The sequence below is a fragment of the Bartonella sp. HY406 genome, from assembly GCF_025449315.1.
GTDB lineage: Bacteria > Pseudomonadota > Alphaproteobacteria > Rhizobiales > Rhizobiaceae > HY038.
Genome location: NZ_CP104893.1, coordinates 1,536,067 through 1,558,656, shown reverse-complemented (window position 1 = coordinate 1,558,656; position 22,590 = coordinate 1,536,067). Strand labels below are relative to the sequence as shown.

Sequence of the window (22,590 nt, the reverse complement as noted above, 5' to 3'; positions counted from 1 at the left end):
TGCTGACATGGTTCTATGATGAAAAAAAATAAAAAATTGGCTATATTCTGCGAAGAATTGACCATTTTTTATAAAAAATAGATTTTTCTTGTTTCAAGATTAATCATTTTAAGTTATGAGGGCTAAAGGATTTTTAATTAATCGCTTTTATCATTAATGTTACATTACAAGTTTAGGTGCTGCATTAGAGATTGGCGATAAGTATCATTTGTTGATTGGGGTTAAATTAATTTGACCTTGGTTATTAAGAAAACAATAATGCTTTTGTTGTATAAAAGAGCAAGAATTTTAAAACGGCGTGTTCAGCATAGTGGCAGGCGTGACTTCTAAGTCACTATCATTGTGAAACTGAAAGAATTTTACAAAACTAGTTGCTTGTAGCAGAAAAAACGCTAATAAATGTAATATCTATTCGGTTGATCCGAAATAATTGAAACAAGGGTATAAAAGCCAATGACGGCCAAAACAAAATTTCTTGGTGCAGCCTCAGCTATTGCCTTAACAGTGGCGATTGCAGTTCCTTCAACGGTTGTGGTTTCTGTCTCTACTGCTAGTGTTGCGCAAGCTGCTGTTGTTAGTAGGGTTGAAGTTCGCGGTAATAAGCGTGTTGATGCGCAGACTATTCGCGATAATATTGGCATCACGTCTGGCCGTAATTTTTCCAATAATGATATTGATGAGGCCTTGAAGCGTCTTTTCAATATGGGGCTTTTTTCTGATGTGACTATTCGTCAGCAGGGTAACGCTCTTGTTGTCAATGTTGTTGAATATGAAGTGGTTAATCAGGTTCTTTTCCACGGTAATAAGCGTATTAAAGATGCGGATCTTGAGCGTGTTTTATCGTTGAAGCCTCGTTCGCCATTTGATCGTGCAAAGCTTTTGTCTGATGAAGATACAATTAAGCAGGCTTATGCTTCAGTTGGTCGTGAAAATGTAACTGTTAGCACTAATGTTGTTAATCTAGGCCAAGGTCGTGTTAATGTCGTTTTTGACGTTAATGAAGGTGAGCGCACCAAGATTAATGATATTGTTTTTGAAGGTAATCACGCTTTCGGTAATCGTCGCTTGCGCGATGTTATTACTACAAAACGCAGTAATATGTTGTCATGGTTGACACGTGGTGATGTTTATACTCAAGATCGCTTAGAAGCGGATGAAGAGGCGCTTCGTCGTTTCTACTTCAATCGTGGTTATGCAGATTTCCGTATTATTTCATCGAATGCTACTCTTGATCCGACAACCAATAAATATACAATTAACTTTGTAATTGATGAGGGGCAGCGGTACCGTTTAGGTGACGTTCAGGTTGAAAGTACCGTTCCTGGTGTTGATACCGAAAGTATGTCGCGTGCGCTTAAAACCCGTAATGGCGATGTTTATAGTGCTAAGCGGATTGAAGATACAGTTCTTGCATTGAGTGATCGTATTGCTGATTCTGGCTATGCTTTTGCTAAAGTTGAGCCTTTAGGTAATCGTGATTTTAATAATCATACAATTTCACTGGTTTATAGCGTAGATCAAGGTCCTCGCGCTTATGTTCAGCGAATCGAGATTCGTGGTAATAATAAAACCCGTGATTATGTTATTCGTCGTGAGTTTGATTTAAGTGAAGGTGATGCTTTTAATCAAACTATGGTTCAACGTGCAAAGCGTCGTTTGGAAGGTTTAGGTTTCTTCCAGACTGTGAATGTTTCAACTGCTCCTGGTTCTGAGCCAGATCAAGTTGTTTTGGTTGTAGATGTTGTTGAACGTTCAACCGGTGAGTTCTCCATCGGTGGTGGTTATACAACCGGTGGTGATAGTCCTGGTGCTTCTGTTGAAGCATCGATTACTGAGCGTAACTTCCTTGGTCGTGGTCAATATGTACGTTTAGGTGCCGGTGTTGGTCAAAACGATGCTCAAAACTATTCATTCTCAATCACCGAGCCGTATTTCCTAGGTTATCGTATGTCAGCCGGTGTCGATGTTTTCCGTCGTTCTTATCGTATGAATGATGATTACGATGTTCGCCAAACAGGTGGTACCGTTCGTTTTGGTATTCCAATTACGGATGAGGTGACTGCAAGTATCGGTTATAACTATGTCGAGGAAGAATATAATTTAGATCGTTCATGGTTTACAGAGCGTTATGGCGATCAAGCCAATCAAATGCTTTATAATGTTTATTCAGGAGCTATTATTGAAGCATCTGATCATAGTCCATGGCGCCGTTCGTCGATCAGTTATGGTTTGACCTATAATGCGATTGATGATCTTAAAAATCCCCATGATGGCTTGTTCTTGCAGGTTTCTCAAGAATATGCTGGTATCGGTGGCGATGCTGATTATTTGAAAACCTCAGGTAAGGCAATGCTTTACAAGACACTTTCAGAGCAATATGATGTTGTTGGTCTTGTAAGTGGTGGCGCCGGCTACATTCATGAAAATGGTGAAAATGGTACCCGTATTTTTGATATGTTCAAAAGTAACACGGATATGATTCGCGGTTTCAAGTTTAATGGTATTGGTCCAGTTCAATATTCTGCAAATGGTGATAAGTATTTCTTAGGTGGTACCACCTATATGAATGCTACCGCTGAATTACAGTTCCCAATGCCAATTGTTCCTGATAGTTTGGGTATGCGTGGTGCTATCTTTGCTGATGCTGCTACTCTTTATGGTAATAATTATACTCCATCAGCTGCTACAGCGTCGTTTGAAGGTGATGTTCTTAATACAAGTAGCTCTTGGCGCTCATCTGCCGGTGTTAGCTTAATGTGGAATTCACCTTTCGGTCCACTACGTTTTGACTATGCTTGGCCAATTTCTAAAGAAAAAGCTGATCGTGTCCAGAACTTTAACTTTGGTGTTTCTACCAAGTTCTAATTCTCTTTCTCCTTGTTAAGCAAGGAGAGAAAGTGTTTTGATGTTGGATACGAAGTTTTTTGTCCCATCTCAAGAGATGTCTGCCCAAAAGGCGGCATCTCTTACTGGTGCTCGTTTATTGCAATCTGAATTGGCTGACGTCGTTATAAACAGGCTTGCGCCGCTAGATAATGCCACTGAAGGTTGTCTCACTTTTATCGATAATAAAAAATATAGCGATTCGTTGAAGACGCTTGTAGCTTCAGCAATCTTTTGTCCTGAGCAATTAGTTTCTATTATTCCTGTAGGCATTGCTATTCTTGTTTCATCAAATCCTCACAGTGATTTTTCGCTTGTAGGCCGCATTCTGTTTCCTCCCTCTGTAGAACCATATCCGGCAACTGGATGTTGGGGGATATCTCCCAATGCCTTTATTGATAGCACTGCACAATTAGAGGATAATGTAACGGTTGAAGCTGGAGCAGTTATTGGTAAAAACGTTGTAATTGGCGCCAATAGCGTAATTTCCGCAACATCAGTAATCGGCGAAAATTGTAAAATTGGCCGTAATTGTTATATTGCGCCCAACGTATCAGTACAATATTCTTTGCTAGGCAATCACGTTTACCTTTATTCGGGATGTCGTATCGGTCAAGATGGATTTGGCTATGTCGGTGGTCCGCGTGGAATCGAGAAAGTTCCGCAACTTGGTAGGGTCATTTTACAAGATCATGTTGAAGTAGGAGCTAATTCGACGATTGATCGTGGTGCATTGCGTGATACAATCATTGGTGAGGGCACTAAAATTGATAATTTGGTTCAAATAGCACACAATGTTCATATTGGTCGCTACTGTCTTATTGCCGCCCATTGCGGTATTGCAGGCAGCGTAACAATCGGTGATTTTACGCAGTTAGGTGGACGTGTTGGACTTGCAGATCATACCATTATAGGATCCAATGTACAGATTGCTGCTGCAAGTGGTGTTATGAATGATATCCCCGATGGCGAAAAATGGGGCGGTATTCCGGCTCGGCCATTCAAGCAATGGTTTAGAGAAGTTGCTGCCTTGCGCAGTATCGGCCGTCAACCCAAGGAGAAAAAATAATGAATGCGATCGATGCCGGCACGGTTTTGACGTCAATGGATATTATGAAAATTCTAGCTACTTTGCCGCATAGATATCCGTTTCTACTTATTGATCGAATTATTAATATTCAATCGGATGTTTCTGCGACCGGTGTGAAAAATGTAACCATTAATGAACCGCATTTTATGGGGCATTTTCCAGAAAATCCTATTATGCCAGGTGTGTTAATTATTGAAGCTATGGCGCAAACTGCTGGTGCGATTTGTCTTCATGAGCGTGGTGTCGATCGACCTGGTGTAGTCTATTTTATGACTATTGATAATGCTAAATTTCGCAAACCTGTAGTCCCAGGTGATCAACTTCTTTTACATGTAAAGAAGGTAAAGGGGCGCGGTAATATTGTTAAATTCGCCTGCATTGCTGAGGTTGATGGTGATAAGGTTGCCGAGGCTGAAGTGACGGCAATGATAGATGCAAAAAGTAAGTAGTTAATTGATTTTTCGTCTTCGTTTTTTGCAGGTTCGCTGATCGTTTATTGTTTAAATGGTGGGTTCTGTCAAAGATATGGCTGCAATCTCTATTTCAATTTGATGATGTTTTGCGAAAACCTAAAGCTTTAAAGAGCAGGTTTTCATTTAACAAGATTTTGCAAGTTTTTGTTCGTGTGATAAATAATTTTCTAATATGTATGATAAAATTTTCTATCCAAGTTAGTAACTTTTTTAAAAGTTTGGTGGAAATTGGACGTTATAATATTTTTTACAATGAAAACTAAGTGAAGGTGACTATTATGGCTGCTGCTCAAATTCATCCAACTGCATTAGTTGAGACCGGTGCCAAGCTTGGCGATAATGTTATTATTGGTCCATTTTGCCATATTAGTGCCGACGCTGAAATTGGCGATAATTGTGAGCTGATGAGCCATGTCGTCATTATGGGAGCAACAAGCTTAGGCGAGGGTGCAAAAGTATATCCACATGCTATTTTGGGAGCAGATCCACAAAATAACAAGCATAAAGGTGGGCGCACTACCCTTGTCATCGGTAAAAATTGTATTATCCGCGAAGGTGTTACCATGCATCGCGGTTCTGATAATGCGTTGGGGACGACTATTATTGGTGATGATTGTCAATTTCTTGCTTATGCGCATGTAGCACATGATTGTATATTAGGTAACCATGTAACATTTTCTAATAATGTCATGATTGGCGGCCATGTCGTTATAGGTGATCATGTTATTATTGGCGGCGGCGGAGCTGTCCACCAGTTTGCTCGGGTCGGTCATCATGCATTTGTTGGTGGTTTGGCTGCATTAGTGGGTGATCTTATTCCTTTTGGTAGTGCTATTGGAGTTCATGCCCATCTTGGTGGCTTGAATATTATAGGAATGAAACGATCTGGTCTTCAACGCGTTGAGATTCATGCAATGCGTCATGCGGTTAATATGCTGTTTGATCGTACTAAACCGATTAAGGAACGTGCCCAGGATGTGCGTGCACAATATCCTGATTCATTAGCGGTTATTGATATGTTGAATTTTATTGAAGACCGTGGCAAACGTTCTTTTTGTACTCCACAATTAGGTCTTGAAATGAATGATGGTGATTGATTGCTTATTCTAGCAGTTTCAAAGCCTGTGTTTGAGTTGTGTCTCTGATAATTATTGGATTTATAAGATAATCAATATTTGATTTAATCAATCAAATGATTGAGAACATGCAGTCTTTTCCCAATTCTTTGTCAGCGTTATGCACCAATTAAGACGCGTTATTTTTTCCAATAACTATCTTTTAAGTAATATCCCAATGCCGCTACTTTCGGCTATTTTTACAGATTGGTTAGCAATAATTGCTATGCTTGGCTGTTCAGCTTGCTGGTAGATTAAACTCAAAAAAACGACAAGCGCTTGATCAATAAGGTCAAGTAAGCCTACATCCCGCAATCAATAAAAATGATATTCAATCAATGTAAATAGCACAAAGTCTTTGGATCAATAATCAATCCCACAAACTGTATTGGCTGTTTATTAAAAGGGTCCCCGATATCACGATCTTCTTGCTTGTGGGGAACCAACATTGCAAGAACAAAGTCAAAACCCGCTTAATTATTTGCCCATTCACCATCAGTGCAATTGTTTAAATTAACGCAATTTCTTGTGTTATACTGTTTATCGGGAGTATCAGTCCAATTGATTATCCTTCCTTTCGTTTTTCCAAACAAAGTGAATTAATAATGGACTGTGATACTCAATTAAATTTTCAGTGAGGTTCTAGGTTCTGACTCCAAGAAATATTTGTGACTGTTTCGTGTATTTTTTAAGCAATACTTTGACTTTATGCAAAAAGGCTTAGTATTATTTTTTTGTTAAACAATTAGGTGTCGCGCATCTGTATCTTATGTCTATCAATTTCAAACACCACATCTTGTATGTAATTAGAACCCAAAATAGTATTTTTCCGATAAATGACCACTTATTATGATTGATTCAATTCATAATTTTGGGATGTTTATCTTAGCATAAACATATGTAAAGCAAGCAGATATTCGATCGCTTAATAAATGATTAGATTATTTTTTGTTATCATAAAATACAAAAATGAAATATTTTTAAATAGCTCAACCTACAACTATTTATTAATGTAGCTTGTGTTGAGAAGGCTATATTAAATTTGCTAGTTTGACAAAGTCCTCAATGTCTAAGGTTTCCGCCCGCCGAGTAGGGTCGATGTTAGCCTTATTAAGCAGTTGCTCACCACCGAGACTTTTAAGACTTTGGCGTAACATTTTGCGTCTTTGACCAAAGGCCGCAAGTGTCACCTGTTCTAGCTTTGCAACGTTGACGGTTAATGGCTCATCTCTAGGTATAAGGTGAACGATAGACGATGTTACCTTGGGAGGAGGAGTAAAAGCCTGAGGTGGTACGTCAAAAGCTATGCGAGCTTGTGTGCGCCAGCCAGCTAAAACGCCAAGTCGTCCATAGTGATCATCATTTGCTTTGGCTACAACACGTTGAGCTACTTCTTTTTGAAACATCAAGGTAAGAGAGTGATAGAAAGGTGGCCATGGTTCGGTTAATAACCAATTGATCAATAATTGGGTACCAACATTATAGGGTAGATTCGCAATGATGCGTGGTTTTTCCTCAATATTTGAATATAGTTCAGTATATTTTATTTCTAACGCATCACCATGAATAATATTTAAACGATTTGGGTATGCGCGTGAAATCTCGTCTAATGCCGCAAGACAGCGCTCGTCACGTTCAATTGCAGTTACAATTGCGCCTTGCGCTAATAACGCACGTGTTAATCCACCGGGACCGGGACCAATTTCTAAAACCGGCTTATCTTGCAAATCGCCAGCTTGCTTGGCAATTTTTGTGGTTAGGTTAAGATCAAATAAAAAATTTTGGCCAAGTGATTTTTTGGCGGATAGACCGAATGTCTCGATAACGTCACGCAAAGGGGGGAGATTATCAATGGCCATGTTATACCTTAAATTTCCAAATATTTTTCGCATCGGTAACTGATTGTAATGGTAAATGCAAGATATCATACAATTGAACGATAATTATTTTAAGATCCTAAAAACTAGAGAAGTCAGCATTGCTAAAGGCTTTAGCAGTTAAAATAATGATAGCCAGCATGGTTAAAGTTACTCAGTATGGCTCTGTGATAATTTATCTGCGAGCTTAATCGCTGCAATCAAACTATCAGGCAGCGCAATACCCTTATTAGCAATATCAAAGGCGGTACCATGGTCTGGAGATGTTCGAATGAAAGGCAATCCCAAAGTCACATTAACAGTATCATCAAAGCCAATTGTCTTTACTGGAATTAGCGCTTGATCATGGTACATACAAAGGGCAACATCATAATTTGCGCGTGCTCGTGCATGAAACATAGTGTCTGATGGCAGGGGATTGGTAATAATAAGACCTTGTTGGCGTAAAATATCAATAGCAGGTTGAATAATATCCCTATCTTCCACGCCCATGGCGCCTGACTCACCTGCATGAGGGTTTAGCCCAGCTATGGCGATACGTGGCGCACTAATGCCAAATTTATGGATAAGATCATTATTACAAGTTGTTGCTATTTCGATAATGAGCTCTTTAGTCAGGGCTTGTGGTACTTGCTTCAAGGGAATATGTACTGTCACTGGAACCGTTCGCAGCTCGGGCCCTGCTAGCATCATAACAGGCTTAACTGGTTGTCCTATATAGCGTTGCGCTAGGTCTGCTAAAAATTCAGTATGACCAGGAAACCCAAAGCCAGATTCATATAAGTTAATTTTTGCAATAGGGCAGGTGACAATAGCTCTTGCTTTTTTATCAAAAACTAAGCCAACAGCTTGTTCAATTGCCTCAATAATGCCAGCGGCATTTTTTGTTAAGGGTACGCCAACCTGATCAGTTTGATGATTTATCAAAGGTAAAACAGGTAAAGAATAATCAAAATTTTCTGCAGGATTATTTGGGGTACTGATATGGATATCAACATCAAGATCAAATAACTTAGCGCGTTTCGCTATAATATTTGCGTCACCAATAATAAAAAAAGGCGGTAAGTTTGAAGGCTTGCGGTTAAGCCAAGCCTTCAAAGCAATTTCCAAGCCTATTCCAGAAGGATCCCCAGATGATAGAGCAATAGGCAGCATTAAGGTGTTTGAATCCGTGCCGATTTTCTAAGTTCAGCAATATATTTCTTTTCAAGCTGAGATGCTTTAGCTTCGCTATTATTACCTTCTTGAATAGAAAAAACAAGCTGAGCTACGCGGTCATCATTGACTTTGCGAATGGAACAAATAGTCAAAAATTCAACACCGCGAGCGGTTTCTTGCACGGCTGTAGCTTTGCCAACACTTGTTGCTTTAATTGTCTTTTCCCACTCAGGTGGTAATTGTTGCTCAAGCACACGCCCAAGGTTACGGATAGTAATATCAATTTTGCCTTTTACTAATTCACGGGTAGAATCACATCCATTAACGCGTGAACGTAAAGCATTGGCCTCTTGGCGGCGCTGACCTAATATTGCTCCACGACGGTTTGCCGGTATAACAAATATCACTTGCTGTATAAGATACTCATTAGCGGTTGGTTTAACACCACCATTTTTTAACATACGTTGTACAGCTTCCCCTTCGGAAACCATACCTTCAGCACGGAAACGCGCGCTGACTAAGCGACCCCATCCCATTTGCACCATGATATAGGCTTTAAAATGGGCTGGTGTCAAACCTGCTTGCGTTAACATTTGTCCCATTTGCTGAGGGGACATATTATTGCGCGCGGCAAAATTGTCATATGCAGCATTAACTTCTTGTAGACTGACTTCAATGTTGCGGCGTTTCATTTCTACACGCTTTAACATTTCGTCAGTTAACTCTTCGCGAGCTAACTGGGTAAGATTACCGCCGCGGTTTTGAACCTTTAGAAACGCTTTACGCTGTTCAATGTCAAGATTTGTGATTGCATTGCCATTTACCACCAAGGCAACGGTTGTTGATGCTGCTTGAGCTGCATGCAAGCCTGCAAAATCACTACCAACAAAACTAACACTTAAGGCCGCAGACATTAAATATGCAAAAAGGCGGCTTTTTATTCTTACCATATTTCAAGCTCTCATCTTATTCGATGTCATAACGACATATGTTTTAACACAATTATAATAAAATAAAAGGCAAAACAATGACAGGTCCATAACGAACCATATTAACAAGTGTAAAATTAACGGGCGGTTCCTGATCCAAAATCACCAATTGTACGAAATGATAGCATAAAATTCCAATTATGCGAAGATGCGGTTTCTCCTGGATTGCGAGTTTGCGAATAACCAAAAAGAATACCAAAGCATTCATCTTGATAATTTATTGCGGTACCTGCGCGTACAACCGTCTCTGAAACAATATCATAGCTAGTATTGGCTGATATATTCCAATTGTTAATTATTTTAACGCTTCCATTAACTGAAACTTCTTGGCGGTCATCAGAATAGCCATAATTAGCTTGGCGCTCAATATAGGCGTATTGCGTTCCTAGCGATAGACTGGACCATTGCTTGCGAAGATCTATTTCACCGCGCCGCACTTGCAAGGTTCTTTCATCGAAGCGCCCACGCGTTGCCAAGGATAGGCCTGCACCATCAGATAAGCCAAGCATTGCTACATAATCAGAGCGTGCGGTTTCAAGGCCAGAAGCGGAGCCAACGCTAACCAAGTCACTGCTATCAAATGAATTTATGCCGCCGAGTTGGAATGACTGTCCTGCTAGGCCATAAAGCGACCAGTTATTATCAAAGTTGCCAGAATAACGTACACCCAAATTGGCTCTAGTGCCGCCTTCTACGCGATCATATCCCGAAAACTTGTCGCGCTCAAATAATGTAGTTGCATCAAATACGAAACTTTGTGCATCCTCATTGGTTAAGCGCCCAGCATATTGTTCATTATTGCGAGCATAAATTTGTGCGGTTGGCTCAATGATATGGGTTGAACTGCCCGCACTTATTAAAATTGGATAGCGCACTTCCAAGCCAGCTGTAGCCATGCCACGCAAGGCATTATCTTTAATATCAAATTTGCTATAGTCTAAGCTAGATGATAGCGCTTTGCTATAATTATCGTCCGGCGATATTACAAAACCATCGCCGCGCAAAGCAAATAACGGTGTTATCACCAAACCTTGCTCAGATATAAAATCACGCTTCCATTCAAGTTCGCCAGTTAAGCGTGTTGATGTTCCATTGATGCCGGCTAAGCGCGCTCTGTCAAGTGCGTTTCCATTCCAGTCAGCAAATGCATAATCGGCATTTTCTCTATATAGTGATTGGAAGTTTGACGTAACCTTTAACTCACCGCCGAAAACAGCTTCATCAGGAATGAACGAATAATCAATCCTTGGTAAAACCCAAGGTTGTTTGGTATTACGTTCACTGCTATTTGATTTTAATAGATCTTCTTGAACATCGAAGTGATAAAAGCGCATGTCAAAATAATTGCGCTTATTCAAACCAGTCAAGTATATTTGTGACCGGTTAACCTCCGAATTATAATCAGAAATACCGTAGGTTCTGCTAAAATTACGATCTGATTGTGCAAGAATGTCCCAACCAAAATTCCAGCGCGGATTAATATTAAAATCGCCCTTAGTAGTCAAAGAGTAGCGATTAGTTTGGCGCTTATCAATTGACCAGCTATCAAAGTCGTCACGATTTAATTGGTTGATGTAATTTAAGCGAATGTCATAGCTACCGTTTTCTAAACGATGCCGCCATTCACCCGAGACCAATGCGCCTTGCTTGGAATAGCCAGTTGTTGACAAAGTAAAATCATAGTTGGGTGCTAAATTCCAGAAATAGCCGCTTGAAACACCAAACCCTAAATTATCTTTATAAATAAAGCTAGGTGAAAGAAAACCGCTCTTTCTTTTGACTGAAGGATCGGCCATTTCAAAAACAGGAAACCAAGCAATCGGTACACCATATACTTCAAAGCGACTATCTTCAAAGCGCATGGTTTTAGTTGTGCCGTTCCAGATAATTTTGCGCGCTTTAACCTGCCAAAGCACTTCACTATCAGGCTTTTGGTAACAAGGCTCACAAGCTGTATAGGCGCCGTTATTAAAGACGGTCATTTGCCCGCCACTGCGCTCAGCGCTTTCAGCTGCAAAACGTGTATTATCGGCGGTTTCAGCACGAAGGCTATTCACAAATCCTTCACCAAGATCGTCGGTTAAATCAACTTCTTGGGCATAAACTTTTACACCTTTTGCATCGACAATCTCTACATTGCCACGCCCCATCACACGCTTAGTTTGTTGGTTGTAGGTAACCTCTCGTGCAACAATACGGTTGCCATTATATTCAATTTGAACATTGCCTCGAGCAGTTACTGTATGCTGATCGCGATCCATTACCATTTCATCAGCTGATAATAACATTGGAGCGTTATTATTAGCAGAATTACTAGTGGTTAAAGAGCCAATATTTTGGGTATAGGCAGAGGAAGGTAGTCCTACAGTTCCTAAAACACAAGCAAGTGCTGTACCACAAGCCAAGGCCTGTAGGTAACCAATGTAATTACTGTGTTTATTTAATTTATTCACTAGCCATCCTCCTTATGGAGCAAGAAAGAAACTCCAAAGAACATTGCAATTAAAACTGGTACCCATGCAGCGACTATGGGGGGGACATAACCTGCATCACCAAAAGCTTTAACCATTACCGATACAACATAAAGCACGAAACCTGCAAGGATGCCAGCTAAAATCATAATACCAGACTGGCCAAATCGTACAAATTTCAATGAAACAGTTGCTGCGATTAATGTCATTGCCACAAGAAGGGCAGGTAATGCAATGAGAGATTGCAGTTGCATGTTAAAATTATTTGCAGAATACCCAAAAGAACGTGCGACCTCAATTTTATGAGGAAGTTCATAAAACGGAATGGTTGTTGGATCTGCTAGGCGCTCCTCTAAATATTCTGGGCGTAGCTGGGTCGGTATTTCCAATGTTTTAAAAGACTTGGGTGGCGCGCCTGCACTGGTTTGAGTTACATTGTCCAAAATCCATTTGCCAGTTTCTAAGGTTGCGGTGCTAGCATTTAGCCAGTCTTTTATTGTTTTGTCATTATTATAGCGAACAAATACAGCATTTTGTAAAACGCGACCTTTTTCGAGAATCAATGCAGCACCAATAGTTATCCTGCTATTCCCAGTGCTTTGTGTTAGCCAAGGAACACGATTATCTTTTGCGCTAATTGCAATATTGGTTGGATTGGTCCATTGAGCAATAAGGCTTTCTGCTTTTGCTTGGCTCCAAGCTGCAAGTGGGTTAACGATGACCACTGCTGCAAGCCCAAATAGTAACGCCCCCACACAAGCAGGCAATAAAAATTGCCAAGCAGAAAGCCCTATAGAGCGTGCCACCACAAGCTCGAATCGGCGATTAAGAGACATTAATGTTGCCATTGCTGAAAATAAAGCAACAAAGGGAAAGAGTTGTTGCATGATAAAAGGAATGCGCAAGGCAGATAAAGCAAAAGCGCCTAAAGCTGAATAGCCGGGGAGAGACGCAAGTCGCCCCGCATTTTCAGAAAAATCTATTAACATGGCAAGGGTGAAAATACCGATGACAAAGTAAAAAGTAATACGGATATAACGAATGAAAAAATAGCGTCCAAGTGTCCAGCCAATCATTTTTGGACTCCTTCATTCGCTGCTTTCTTAGTTTTTTTAAATCGAACTTTCGAAAACACTTTTGCTAAACTATCTTGCCAAATTTGCGGTATAGATAATTGACGATTTGTCAGTAATAGAAATGACAGGAACATAATTGATAAAATGGGAACCGCATAGAGAAAAGGAATATAAGCAAGATCATTGTCGGCCTTGTCACCAAAAAAATAACCAAGCCAAAAAATAAAAAACGTACAACCCAAGGCAACTAAAATTGCAGATGTGCCACCTTGCCGGTGTGAGCGCGCGTCGCCAACGGTTGTCAACGCAATCAAGGCGAATACTATTGGATAAAGCCATGAAGAAAACCTGCGGTGCAATTCGGCTGTATATTGTTGTGGACGGCGTTGAAAATTGGGGTCATCGGGGTTGGGGTGGCGTAATTCCGATAAGAATTGGTCTTTAGGATAGGTAAAAGAGCCGCGTTCTTCTGGCGCAAATTCACTTAAATCAAATGTATAGGATTCAAATTTAATGATTTTTATATCACCAGTTTTGTATTCGCGGCGTTGGATTTCACCATTTTTTAATACTAAAAAATCTCCATTTTTATTATTGGCAACATAACCGCTAACCGCGTAATAATTAATTTCAATGTTTGGATCAGTGCGATTGACAATAAAAAGCTCACCAATTTTTCCATCCGCTGTACGTTCGCCAATTTCGAGATAGATATTTTGCTTTAACTGGCGAAAGGCTCCTGTTTGTAAGAACATATTAATTAGATCTGAATTGGCTGAAGCCAACATTTGTCGCATATTGAGGCGGGCATGTGGTGCAACATAATTTGTAATAGCGAAGGAGCTGATAGATGCTAAAATTGCCAATAATATTACTGGGCGCCAGATAACATAACGCGGACTACCCGCAGCAGATATAACGACAAGCTCGGAGTCTTGGTTCATCATATAAAAAATGATAACAATCGCGATAACAAGCGCAAAAGGAATAACGAGCGGAATAACTGAAGGTATAATAAGCGTGGACAAATTAAAAAATGTCCAAAAAGTTTGTCCGCTGGTGGTTAGAAAATTAATGCGATCAAGTAGCTGGACAATCCAAACGATCCCGATTGAACCAAGCAAAACGGCAAAAAATAAAGTTAGAATCCTGCGCAGGATATAGGTCTCGATTAAATGCATAAAAAGAGTTGAAACTCCTGCTCTCTTGGGCGAATAGGCCTTTTAAAAAATATCAATTTGTAAAATGAAACTTAATTTATCATATTACCGATAAGAATCGCATATAAAGCTTAATTATTTTACTTTTGCCATAGGTTTTTACATTTTTTCAAGAAGCTATCATAAATTGTGTAATTAAACAGTAAATCCAAAACAAAGGGATGCTCAATGTCAAAGATTATTTCGCCTAAGATTTCCAGCGTTGCCAAGCCTAAAAAAGGCACTTTTATAATATTTAATGGGGCTAATGTAAGGCCAAGTGATAAGGTTTTAAAAATTGCCAATGAAGATTTCGTCAACCAATTAATTAAAGTTCATGGTTTTAAAGGTGAAGTTTCCACCGCTGTCGAATCTATTCAAAATAATGAACAAGGTTATGATCGTCTTATTCTCATTGGTGCTGGTGAGGTTGATAAATATAATTTTGATGACTGGATGAAACTTGGCGGTTCAACTGCGGCACAATTTGGTGGTAGTCAAAATATTACCGTTGCCCTTTCTTTTGCGGATATTACACCGTCAAAGCGTGATATTGCTGATTTTATAAGCGGTATAATGCTGCGGCTCTATGATTTTGATAAATATAAAACTAAAGCAAAGAAAGATAATAAGGCACCAGTAAAGCTTACTATTCAAGCTGATGATGAAAAGCTTTTAAGTGCCGCCTTTGAAAAGTCTCAACAAATGGTTGAGGCAATTATTCTTGCTCGTGATCTTATTAATGAGCCTGCGAATATTTTGGGCCCCGTTGAATTTTCTGAAGAAATACAAAAACTTGAAAAACTTGGACTCAAAATTGAAATTCTAGGTGAAAAAGAGTTACGCAAGCTTGGTGCTAATGCCATTTTAGGTGTGGCGCGTGGCTCTGCGCGTCCACCGCGCCTTGCAATCATGCGTTGGAATGGCAGCGCATCTAAAGATAATCCTATTGCCTTTGTTGGTAAAGGTGTTGTTTTCGATACTGGTGGCATTTCGCTTAAAGGCGGGGCAGGTATGGAAGATATGAAAGGTGATATGGGGGGAGCCGCCGCAGTTGTTGGTGCAATGCGCCTTTTGGCAGCCCGTAAAGCCAAGGTAAATGCGGTTGGTGTTGTGGGCTTGGTTGAAAATATGCCGGATGGTGATGCACAACGCCCTGGTGATATTGTTACATCAATGTCAGGGCAGACGATTGAGATTATCAATACCGATGCTGAAGGTCGCTTAGTTCTTGCTGATGCCTTATGGTACACAAAAGAAAAGTTTAAACCAAAGTTGATGATTGATTTGGCAACACTGACTGGGGCTATTATGGTGGCTCTTGGGCATGAGCATGCTGGTCTTTTTGCTAATGATGATGCATTGGCCGATCATCTACTTGATGCCGGCCGTTTAACCGGTGAGAAATTGTGGCGCATGCCATTGGGCAAAGAATATGACAAGATTGTTGATTCGAAATTTGCTGATATGCGCAACAGTACTGGTCGGTTGGCTGGTTCGGTAACGGCGGCGCAATTTTTAAAACGCTTTGTTGGTGATACTCCTTGGGCCCACCTTGATATTGCTGGTGCAGCTATTGATTCAATTAAAAATGAGTACAACCAATCATGGGCATCGGGCTTTGGCGTACGCCTATTAGATCGGTTTGTTGCCGAATATTATGAGGACTAAGTTTTGAGTGAAGTTCTGTTCTATCACTTAACACAATCAACATTAGACAGGACCCTGCCGGGTCTTGTCGAGCGCTCATTAGAGCGAAAGTGGCGCGTTTCAATCCAATTTGATAGTGAAAAACGCCGTGATGAAATTGATAAGCATTTATGGGCATTTTCACCAATATCATTTATTCCACATGGACTTGATAGTGATATTTGGCCTCATGAGCAGCCAGTTATCTTAACTTGCACAGACGAAAATCCTAATCAATCAACAGTGCGTTTTTGCATTGAGGGAGCGCAGTGCAAAAATCTTCATAATTACGAGCGTATTGTCATCATATTCGATGGACATGATGGCGAACAACTTAATCGTGTACGTGCGCAATGGAAAGAGTTTAAAACATCGGGGCATACGGTCACCTATTGGCAACAAAACGAAAACCAAAAATGGGAGAAAAAAGCTTAAAATGCGAGTAACACCAATATTATTAATAGCCATTGGTTTTTGGGGGTTAGCAAAGCCAGAAACATTGCTTGATCCAAGTTATTTAGAATATGGACGTTGGATTTTTGTTGTTATTATTGCGCTTGGGGGCTATGCACTATGGCGGACAGTAAAGTCAATGAAGCGTTGATAGGTGTTAGTAGATGTTACTTACACAACGTATTCTTATTTTGTCTTGGGCTTTAGCAGCTTCATTATTAACGCTTTTTCTCATTGGTTTTAGTCATATTTATTCATCACTTTTTGGTGAGGCCCATGTTTTAATGGCGTTTGATGTAAGTTTCATATTATTTACGGTTATATATACGCTTGTTTTTTGGCGTATTTTAAAGCGACCATTGCCAATTTGGGTTACATTTTTAGCCTTTTTACCGCCTTTTGCAATATTTTGGCTCATTTTGGCGCCTTAAACAACGCCTTAATAGATTTTTAAAATGCACTTAATAGAAAAGCCCCTTCATCTTGAATGAAAGGGCTTTTTATTTTTTGGGCATCTATTCGCAAATTGCGACTACTGACTGATTTCTTTATCTTTAAAGGCTATGAATGCAATTAAAGAAATTATAGCGCTTAGGCAAAGATAATAGCCAAGATAAGCGAGATTGTTAAACTTATCAACGAGTAACGTCGCGATAAATGGCGCAAAAGACCCACCTAAAATTCCAGCTAAATTGAAAGTCATCGACGCGCCACTATAGCGAATATTAGTTGGGAAAGGTGAAGCTAATACCGCACCAATTGGACCATAGGTTAGGCCCATAAGTGATAGGCCAATAATTGATACTGCAAATAGTCCCCAAATACCTTGGCTGAGGAAATAAGGAACAGTAAAGGAGAATAATGCGATGAAGATGGTTACATAAATCATTAAGCGGCGGCGACCAACTATATCAGAAATCCGACCAGCAAAAGGAATGAAAAGTGCAAAAAATACAGCACCTGCGATTTCAACCTCCAAAGCTTGGGTAAAACTTAGCCCTGCATTTTTTTGTGAGTAAGTAAGGAGATAGGCAGTAAACAGGTAAAACAACACAAATGTAGTCATACCGGCAAAAGTTCCTAATAACAATGTACGCAAATGCTTGGTAAAAACGTCTACCATTGGTACTTTTACGCGTTCTTCACGTTCAATTGCAGCTTTAAATTGCGGTGTTTCACTGATCGAAAGACGAACCCAAAGACCAACGACAATAAGGATAATACTGGCGATAAATGGAATACGCCAACCCCAATTGTAAATTTGCTCCATATCCAAAACGGTTATCATCGCCCAGAATAAGCCTGCGGATAAAATAAGACCGATAGGCGCGCCTAGTTGTGGAAACATTGCATACCAACCGCGTTTTTCAGGTGGAGCATTTTCGGTTGCAAGCAGCACAGCGCCGCCCCATTCACCGCCAAGACCAATACCTTGACCAAAGCGACAAAGTGTTAGTAGCAAAGGCGCAAACCAACCTATGTCCTTATAGGTGGGCAAGCAACCAATGATGACAGTTGAGATGCCCATGGTGAGCAAAGCAGCAACCAATGTGGCTTTTCTACCAATCTTATCGCCATAATGGCCAAATATAATGGCTCCAAGCGGTCTTGCAAAAAAGGCCGCAGAGAAAATGGCAAATGAGCTGAGTACGGCAAGCGTGTTGGCATCTGGATTTAGCGCATCGCCTTTTGCAAAGAAAATATCAGGAAAGAATAAGGCTGCAGCAATGGCAAAGACATAAAAATCAAAAAATTCTATAGTCGTGCCAATAAGGCTTGCAAGCAAAACCTTGCCGATGGAGTTTTTAGTAGTGCTATTGGAGGAAGCGGTTGACATTTTATTACGAGTCCGCATTGTTTAAAGTATGATAATTACAAAAATGAAGGTAAATTCATAATTTAATTTCTAATTTATGTCTATAGGCATAAATTGGAAATATGCGAAATCATGGCAAAATAATGTTGCTTGATAATAGTATGATATGGAATTTGGTTAAAATACAGCATCAGCATCACGATGCATGAAGAATGGCATAATTTATCAACAATACGTGATTTAATATAGGGAAAAAGGGCATCATAGATGCCCTTGAATGTAATTTAAATATTAACCTCACCAATGCGCTGTAGCGCATCAATGATGAGATCCCAAAAACCTTCGCGATCAAGCTCGGTTGCTACTTGCGTATGGCAGCTTTCATCAACTGGGAAGCGGAAATCTGCAACCGTCATACCAAGAGTAAGAGTTCCTGTGAGTTCAATATCAACCGGAACACGCTTAGTTTTGATAAGATTTTGATTGATGACATAGGCAACCGCACAAGGATCATGCACTGGTGGAGCCGTAAAGCCCTGCGCTTCTTTATACATTTTGCCAAAGAATTCTAACAGCTCTACAACAAATTGAGCAGGTTTCGTGCCAATCGCTGCAATTTTTTCAACAATATCGGGCGTTGCAAGTGCTTGGTGGGTAAGGTCAAGCCCTACCATGGTGAGCGGCCATTTTTCGTTAAAGACGATGTGGGCAGCTTCTGGGTCAATTTTAATATTGAATTCGGCAACCGCACTCCAATTACCAACGTGATAGCCACCACCCATTAGCACCACTTCTTTTACCCGCTCGGCAATGCGTGGTTCTTTTCTAACCGCCATAGCAATATTGGTAAGGCCGGCAGTTGGTACGATTGTAATTGTTTTAGGCGGATGTGACATGATGGTGTCAATAATGAGATCAACGCCGTGACGCGGATCAAGCTTTAGTGTTGGCTCTGGCAGCACGGGGCCATCAAGACCAGAATCACCATGAATATCAGGGGCAACTTCAATGGCGCGAATTAAAGGGCGCACACAACCTGCTGCAAAAGGTACATTGGTAATATTAGCAATACGTGCGACAGCAAGCGCGTTGCGTGTCACTTTTTCGAGCGTCTGGTTACCAACAACAGTGGTTACAGCTACAAGTTCAATATTAGGATTACCATGGGCTAACAACATGGCAATGGCATCGTCGTGACCAGGGTCACAGTCTAAAATGATTTTTTGTTTCGTTTCGCTCATAGTTTTACCTTTATATCTTTTAGTCTTTTCATTTTATATCGTAAAAATTCGATGTATAAATATGCTCTAGTTTTTCACTCATCAATGATGGTTTTTGGATGAAAATTTTCTACAACCAATTAATCAAATTAACTGCAAGATGTTAAATTTGCAAATTCTAATAAATAATTTGTGATAATATCATAAAAATAACAAAAATTTTTAAATTTAGTTTCATATAAAAATAGTGTTGTTACGCGACTAAAGAAGATAATGGCTTTTTGAAGCTGTAAGTCAAAGGCACTAATAGCTTAAATATATGCGCTTGACCAATAATAAGCCTGTCTAATTTTAATATATTATTGAGCAATTAGTTTTGGGGAAGGCTGTATTAATGCATCAACAAGCTGCAATCTAATCATTGCAACGTAAGTAGAACAAATTGCGCCAATTCTTGCGGGTCTCAAATACACTGTTTGTTCTAAATTTTCAGATTGTTCAAATTGTCTATTTATATGATTTAATTGTTTTTTATGGCGTCTCCGATAGGATTCGAACCTACGACCTGCGGTTTAGAAGACCGCTGCTCTATCCAGCTGAGCTACGGAGACATATGGAGCTATCAAAACATGAATAGTCAACAATTTAGCCTTATATGAAAGCTTATTCAGCAAATCAAGCTTTTAAATTAAATAAATCAACCCTATCCACTGTTCTGCCCCCAAAATAAAAATCGGCTCTTATGGTAGTTTAGTTAATGGTAAATGGTGGTAGGCACGGTTTAGATAGATTAGAGCATCATCTGCGGATTCGCGTTTAATATCGACGACCGCGCCATAAAGCACATAATGAGTGTCATGTTCATGCCAGCCAACAAGACGGCAATCAAATGAAGCAAGGGCGCCAACAAGGGCGGGCGAATCTGTTTTCATACTGTGCCACTCAGCTTTGGCAAAACGCTCGTCCTGGCTAAGGCCACCGCGCCCTGCAAATATGTCGGCAAGTTCATGTAAATTCCCTGCAAGAGTATTGACGCAAAACCGACCATTGTCGATAAAAAGACGATTATTGGCATGGGTTTTCATGAGGCAAATGAGTAAGGTGGGTGGGGAATCTGATAGGGAGCAACAGGCGGAAATTGTTGTGCCGCGCTTACCAGCAAGTCCATCGGTTGTAACAATATGAACTGCACCAGCAAAATGGCTCATTGCATCGCGATAGGATTGTGATGCAATTGGCTCCATTTTTTCTAATTCGATTGTGTTAATAGGGTTAGCCATAAAATACGTCCATATTAATTTCACTTTTAATCAAGAGTTTTATATGAAAGCCTTGAAAAAATAATGATATAGTTTTACCGCAGTCATGCTTAATTGCCGATAAGGTCTAGTTTAATTTATAAAGCTTGTGAAGAGCCTGAATACAACCATAGTGAAAAAGATTGTTCTCTTTAGAATTTCTTTAAAATAAAGCAGCCCAGCATAATAGGGAAGGTAATATGGCACGCATTGATTTGGTTCTAGGAGGAACACGTTCTGGAAAATCGGTATTTGCAGAAAATTTAGTTCTTCAAACAGACTTAACTGCAATTTATCTTGCTACAGCACAAGCCTTCGATGATGAGATGAAAACTCGCATTCAGTTGCACCAAGAACGACGAAAAGATTATTGGCAAACATTAGAATGTCCGTTAGAGTTGGGTGCAGCGCTTAAAAGCTTAAGTAATCCGGACAATATTATTCTAGTTGATTGCTTGACTTTATGGCTCAGCAATTTAATGCTTAACGACTATGATATTGCAGCCTATCAAAATACTTTGCTCAATCAACTGCAAAACAATCAATCTCATCTTGTTTTTGTTGCGAATGAAGTAGGCTTGGGTATAGTGCCGGACAATAAGCTAGGTCGGCAGTTTCGTGACTTTGCCGGTGAGCTCAATCAAAAAATTGCTAGCTATGCTGATAATGTTTATTTTATTGCAGCAGGACTTCCAATCCAATTAAAGGGTAATTAGTTATGACATTGCTTACAACCAAAATTCCGACCACCGTCATCACAGGTTTTTTGGGATCTGGTAAAACAACTATGATCCGTCATTTACTTGAAAATGCAAATGGTAAACGGATAGCTTTGATTATTAATGAATTTGGTGATTTTGGCGTTGATGGTAATCTGCTTAAAAGTTGTGGAATTGAAAATTGCAAGGAAGAAGATGTTATCGAGCTAAATAATGGTTGTATTTGTTGTACCGTTGCTGATGATTTTATACCTGCAATGACCAAGATTTTGGCACGTAGCGAGCGGCCTGATCATATTATTATTGAAACATCAGGGCTTGCCTTGCCGCAGCCCTTGGTTGCAGCTTTTAATTGGCCTGAAATTAAAACATCCGTAACCGTTGATGGCGTTATTACCGTTGTTGATAGTGCGGCGGTTGCTGAGGGACGCTTTGCCGATGATCATGACAAAATTGCCACCCAACGTTTAAGTGATGAATCGCTAGACCATGAAAGTCCATTGGAAGAATTGTTTGAAGACCAAATCAAGGCTGCAGACCTTATTGTCTTAAATAAAACCGACTTAATTGATGCGCAACAATTAGCTGAAGTTAAACAAACTATTGCAGCACATGGCGAGCGGGTTGCTAATATGGTTGCTGCTAATTTTGGTAAACTTGGTGCAGATATAGTGCTTGGTTTAAATATCGGCACAGAAAGCGACATTGAAAACCGTAAATCCCATCATGAGATGCATCATGAAGAAGGGGAAGCCCATAGTCATGATGAATTTGAGAGCTTTGTGGTTGAACTTGGTGAAATCACCGATCCAATCCTTTTTGTTGATAGATTAAAGAATATTATTCGTGACAATGATATTTTACGTCTTAAAGGTTTTATGGCGGTTAAAGGCAAAGCTATGCGCCTTGTTGTTCAAGCTGTTGGCAGTCGTATTGAACATTACTATGATCGTCCGCTTGATGAAAGTGAAAAGGGTTTAAGTCGCTTAGTGGTGATTGGATTGCATGATATGGATGTTACAAAAATTACAAAGTCCATTCAGCAAGTAGCTGATAAGACCTAA

The 22,590-nt window shown here is 40.0% G+C and carries 19 protein-coding genes and 1 tRNA gene; 10 read left to right on the top strand and 10 right to left on the bottom strand.

Features of this window, described 5'->3' with window-relative positions:
* The first annotated feature begins 453 nt into the window (after positions 1-453).
* The 4 genes from bamA (at position 454) to lpxA (ending at position 5,543) form a co-directional block, all read left to right on the top strand.
* A complete protein-coding gene (gene bamA, locus N6B01_RS06550) occupies positions 454-2,865 on the top strand; it encodes an outer membrane protein assembly factor BamA (RefSeq protein ID WP_262080484.1) in 2,412 nt (803 codons plus the stop codon).
* Between the two features lie 40 nt (positions 2,866-2,905).
* Positions 2,906-3,952: a UDP-3-O-(3-hydroxymyristoyl)glucosamine N-acyltransferase gene (lpxD, locus tag N6B01_RS06545; RefSeq protein WP_262080483.1), complete on the top strand. Its 1,047-nt coding sequence runs from the start codon at positions 2,906-2,908 to the stop codon at positions 3,950-3,952.
* Positions 3,952-4,422, top strand: coding sequence for a 3-hydroxyacyl-ACP dehydratase FabZ (gene fabZ, locus N6B01_RS06540; protein ID WP_182419467.1), 471 nt, complete (start codon positions 3,952-3,954; stop codon positions 4,420-4,422). Before lpxD ends, fabZ begins: the two co-directional genes overlap by 1 nt.
* Positions 4,423-4,724: 302 nt before the next feature.
* Complete coding sequence (lpxA, locus tag N6B01_RS06535) at positions 4,725-5,543, top strand: acyl-ACP--UDP-N-acetylglucosamine O-acyltransferase (RefSeq protein ID WP_182419466.1); 819 nt, start codon at positions 4,725-4,727, stop codon at positions 5,541-5,543.
* Between the two features lie 1,049 nt (positions 5,544-6,592).
* Here the strand turns inward: lpxA and rsmA are convergent.
* The 6 genes from rsmA to lptF form a co-directional block, all read right to left on the bottom strand.
* Positions 6,593-7,420, bottom strand: a complete 828-nt coding sequence (gene rsmA / locus N6B01_RS06530; RefSeq protein ID WP_262080481.1) for a 16S rRNA (adenine(1518)-N(6)/adenine(1519)-N(6))-dimethyltransferase RsmA — start codon at positions 7,418-7,420, stop codon at positions 6,593-6,595.
* Positions 7,421-7,588: 168 nt separating this feature from the next.
* Complete coding sequence (pdxA, locus tag N6B01_RS06525) at positions 7,589-8,593, bottom strand: 4-hydroxythreonine-4-phosphate dehydrogenase PdxA (RefSeq protein WP_262080480.1); 1,005 nt, start codon at positions 8,591-8,593, stop codon at positions 7,589-7,591.
* The gene (locus N6B01_RS06520; protein ID WP_182419463.1) at positions 8,593-9,546 is read right to left on the bottom strand and encodes a peptidylprolyl isomerase; all 954 of its coding nucleotides are present in this window, start codon (positions 9,544-9,546) and stop codon (positions 8,593-8,595) included. Before N6B01_RS06520 ends, pdxA begins: the two co-directional genes overlap by 1 nt.
* Positions 9,547-9,662: 116 nt before the next feature.
* The gene (locus N6B01_RS06515) at positions 9,663-12,038 is read right to left on the bottom strand and encodes an LPS-assembly protein LptD (protein ID WP_262080478.1); all 2,376 of its coding nucleotides are present in this window, start codon (positions 12,036-12,038) and stop codon (positions 9,663-9,665) included.
* Entirely contained in the window at positions 12,038-13,132 is a 1,095-nt protein-coding gene (gene lptG, locus N6B01_RS06510) for an LPS export ABC transporter permease LptG (protein WP_262080476.1), read from the bottom strand. Before lptG ends, N6B01_RS06515 begins: the two co-directional genes overlap by 1 nt.
* Complete coding sequence (lptF, locus tag N6B01_RS06505; RefSeq protein ID WP_182419460.1) at positions 13,129-14,313, bottom strand: LPS export ABC transporter permease LptF; 1,185 nt, start codon at positions 14,311-14,313, stop codon at positions 13,129-13,131. The genes lptG and lptF overlap by 4 nt, the downstream gene beginning before the upstream one ends.
* 207 nt (positions 14,314-14,520) lie before the next feature.
* Between lptF and N6B01_RS06500 the strand changes: the two genes are divergently transcribed.
* Genes N6B01_RS06500 through N6B01_RS06485 form a run of 4 tightly spaced genes read left to right on the top strand, consistent with a single transcriptional unit; the run spans position 14,521 to position 16,904 of the window.
* Positions 14,521-16,002, top strand: coding sequence for a leucyl aminopeptidase (locus N6B01_RS06500; RefSeq protein WP_262080474.1), 1,482 nt, complete (start codon positions 14,521-14,523; stop codon positions 16,000-16,002).
* A 3-nt stretch (positions 16,003-16,005) separates the two neighbouring features.
* Positions 16,006-16,455 carry a DNA polymerase III subunit chi gene (locus N6B01_RS06495; RefSeq protein ID WP_262080472.1) on the top strand — a complete coding sequence of 150 codons (450 nt, stop codon included), beginning with the start codon at positions 16,006-16,008 and terminating at the stop codon, positions 16,453-16,455.
* Position 16,456: 1 nt separating this feature from the next.
* Positions 16,457-16,624 carry a hypothetical protein gene (locus N6B01_RS06490; protein ID WP_262080470.1) on the top strand — a complete coding sequence of 56 codons (168 nt, stop codon included), beginning with the start codon at positions 16,457-16,459 and terminating at the stop codon, positions 16,622-16,624.
* A 13-nt stretch (positions 16,625-16,637) separates the two neighbouring features.
* Entirely contained in the window at positions 16,638-16,904 is a 267-nt protein-coding gene (locus N6B01_RS06485; protein ID WP_262080468.1) for a hypothetical protein, read from the top strand.
* Between the two features lie 101 nt (positions 16,905-17,005).
* Here N6B01_RS06485 and N6B01_RS06480 read toward each other — a convergent pair whose 3' ends face one another.
* From N6B01_RS06480 to N6B01_RS06465, 4 genes are all read right to left on the bottom strand, one after another.
* Positions 17,006-18,310: an MFS transporter gene (locus N6B01_RS06480; RefSeq protein ID WP_262080466.1), complete on the bottom strand. Its 1,305-nt coding sequence runs from the start codon at positions 18,308-18,310 to the stop codon at positions 17,006-17,008.
* 263 nt (positions 18,311-18,573) lie between these two features.
* Positions 18,574-19,530: a uridine-preferring nucleoside hydrolase UriH gene (locus N6B01_RS06475; RefSeq protein ID WP_262080464.1), complete on the bottom strand. Its 957-nt coding sequence runs from the start codon at positions 19,528-19,530 to the stop codon at positions 18,574-18,576.
* Between the two features lie 513 nt (positions 19,531-20,043).
* Positions 20,044-20,120: transfer RNA gene (locus N6B01_RS06470), tRNA-Arg, on the bottom strand.
* A 129-nt stretch (positions 20,121-20,249) separates the two neighbouring features.
* The gene (locus tag N6B01_RS06465) at positions 20,250-20,789 is read right to left on the bottom strand and encodes a flavin reductase (protein WP_182419453.1); all 540 of its coding nucleotides are present in this window, start codon (positions 20,787-20,789) and stop codon (positions 20,250-20,252) included.
* A gap of 218 nt (positions 20,790-21,007) precedes the next feature.
* Between N6B01_RS06465 and cobU the strand changes: the two genes are divergently transcribed.
* Both cobU and cobW read left to right on the top strand, forming a co-directional pair.
* On the top strand, positions 21,008-21,523 hold the full coding sequence (cobU, locus tag N6B01_RS06460; protein WP_262080463.1) for a bifunctional adenosylcobinamide kinase/adenosylcobinamide-phosphate guanylyltransferase: 516 nt from the start codon (positions 21,008-21,010) through the stop codon (positions 21,521-21,523).
* Between the two features lie 2 nt (positions 21,524-21,525).
* Entirely contained in the window at positions 21,526-22,590 is a 1,065-nt protein-coding gene (cobW, locus tag N6B01_RS06455) for a cobalamin biosynthesis protein CobW (protein WP_410007242.1), read from the top strand.